The sequence below is a fragment of the Chryseobacterium gossypii genome, assembly GCF_041361455.1.
GTDB classification, from domain to species: Bacteria; Bacteroidota; Bacteroidia; order Flavobacteriales; family Weeksellaceae; genus Chryseobacterium; species Chryseobacterium gossypii.
This window is the reverse complement of sequence record NZ_JBGCUR010000064.1, coordinates 1-2,130: the sequence shown is the minus strand read 5'-3', so window position 1 is coordinate 2,130 and position 2,130 is coordinate 1. Positions and strand designations below refer to the sequence as shown.

Here is a 2,130-nt window from a genome sequence, read left to right as displayed (position 1 = left end):
TGGAGCCTTATGGTTCTCAATGATGTTTGTGGGCGTGAATGCGCAATCTTTAAAATCGCCGGACGGAAAGTTTGAAATGAACTTTCAGCTGAAGCAGGGAGTACCTTATTACAACCTGAAATACAACGGCAATGTGGTAGTGGAAGATTCTAAGCTGGGATTAAGGCTGTTTAAGGATACGGCGATCAAATTTGCTTCAGAGATTGCCAGGCCTGAAGATGCGAAGTTTGACCTGAACAATGGTTTTACAAAAACAGCTGAGAATCGTGATTCTAAAAATGAAACCTGGCAGCCTGTTCTGGGTGAAAAGAAGAATTATATCAACAATTACAATGAGCTTGCTGTTACCCTGAACCAGGCTTCTACAGACCGGAGCATAGTGGTTAAATTCCGGTTGTTTAATGATGGTCTGGGTTTCAGGTATGAGTTTCCACAGCAGAAAAACCTTAACTATTTTGTGATCAGGGAAGAAGATTCTGAGATTGACTTTCCGACCGATATGAAAGCATGGTGGATCGTGGCTGATTATGATTCCCAGGAATATCAATATCAGGAAACAAAAATTTCTGAAATCCCGGGAAGATGGGATAAAGCTTATGATGCCAATGCCTCCCAAAAATTGATAAAAAACGCGGTTCAGTCTCCTTTAATGCTAAAAAAGGAAGGTAAAGATCCTCTATATGTGAATGTTGCCGAAGCAGCTGTGCTGGATTACCCGGCTTCCCATTTGGAGGTGGATGTCCAGAACTTTAAGTTTAAAACCCATCTTACTCCGGACGGATTAGGCGCAAAAGGATACATTCAGACCCCTTCAGTTACTCCCTGGCGAACGATTATCGTTTCCCCTAAGGCAGAAGAAGTATTGGATTCCAAAATGCTTTTTAACCTGAATGAGCCTACAAAATATACCGATACCTCTTACATTCACCCGACCAAATACATGGGTGTCTGGTGGGAAATGATCATCGGGAAGTCCCAATGGGCTTATTCCACGGCAGAGAATGTTCATTTGGGCAAGACCGATTTCACAAAGCTGACCCCAAATGGCAAGCATGCAGCCAACAATGAAAAAGTTAAGGAATATATAGATTTTGCTGCCGAGAACGGCTTCCAGGGATTGTTGATCGAAGGCTGGAATATCGGTTGGGAAGACTGGTTCGGACATTCCAAAGAATTTGTTTTTGATTTCATCACCCCTTATCCTGATTTTGATATTAAAATGCTGAATGAATATGCCCATTCCAAGGGAATTAAGCTGATCATGCACCATGAGACTTCAGGATCTGCCACGAATTATGAGCGTTGGTCAGACAAGGCCTTCCAGCTGATGAATAAATATGGATATGATGCGGTGAAGACGGGTTATGTAGGTGATATAATCCCAAGAGGAGAGCATCATTATTCCCAATGGACAATCAACCATTACTACAGGATAGCCGAGAAGGCCAATGAATACAGGATCATGGTGAATTCCCATGAATCCGTTCGTCCCGGAGGGGAAAGCAGGACCTATCCGAACTGGATATCGGCAGAGGCTGCCCGTGGAACGGAATATGAAGCTTTTGGCGGTAACAACCCCGACCATCAGACGATACTTCCATTTACAAGATGGATGGGTGGGCCTATGGATTATACTCCGGGGATCTTCCAAACCAAATTAGATTATTATTTCCCTGGTGACAAACGTTTTGTAAAAACCACTTTGGTGAAGCAGCTGGCGTTGTATGTGGTCATGTATATGCCATTGCAGATGGCAGCGGATTTACCTGAGAACTATAAAAAGCATATGGATGCTTTCCAGTTTATCAAGGATGTTGCCGCTGATTGGGATGATACGCGTATTTTATCAGCTGAGCCCGGTGATTATATCATAACGGCCAGGAAGGCGAAGGGTACGGAGAACTGGTTTGTAGGCGGCATTACGGATGAGAATAAGCGTGATTATACGGTGGATTTCTCGTTTCTTGACAAGGGCAGGAAGTATGAAGCGACAATTTATGAAGACGGTAAGGATGCTGATTATATAGACAACCCTCAAAGCTACCATATCTACAAGAAGCAGATCACCGGCAAGACGAAAATTAAATTTAAGATGGCCAGAAGCGGAGGCTTTGCGATCTCTATCAAACC

General features: G+C 43.4%; 1 protein-coding gene. It reads left to right on the top strand.

The genetic code is table 11. The features are described 5' to 3' along the window. Positions 1–19: 19 nt before the first annotated feature. A partial coding sequence (locus tag ABMQ40_RS16530; RefSeq protein ID WP_370901594.1) for a glycoside hydrolase family 97 protein occupies positions 20–2,130 on the top strand: 2,111 nt, incomplete at its 3' end.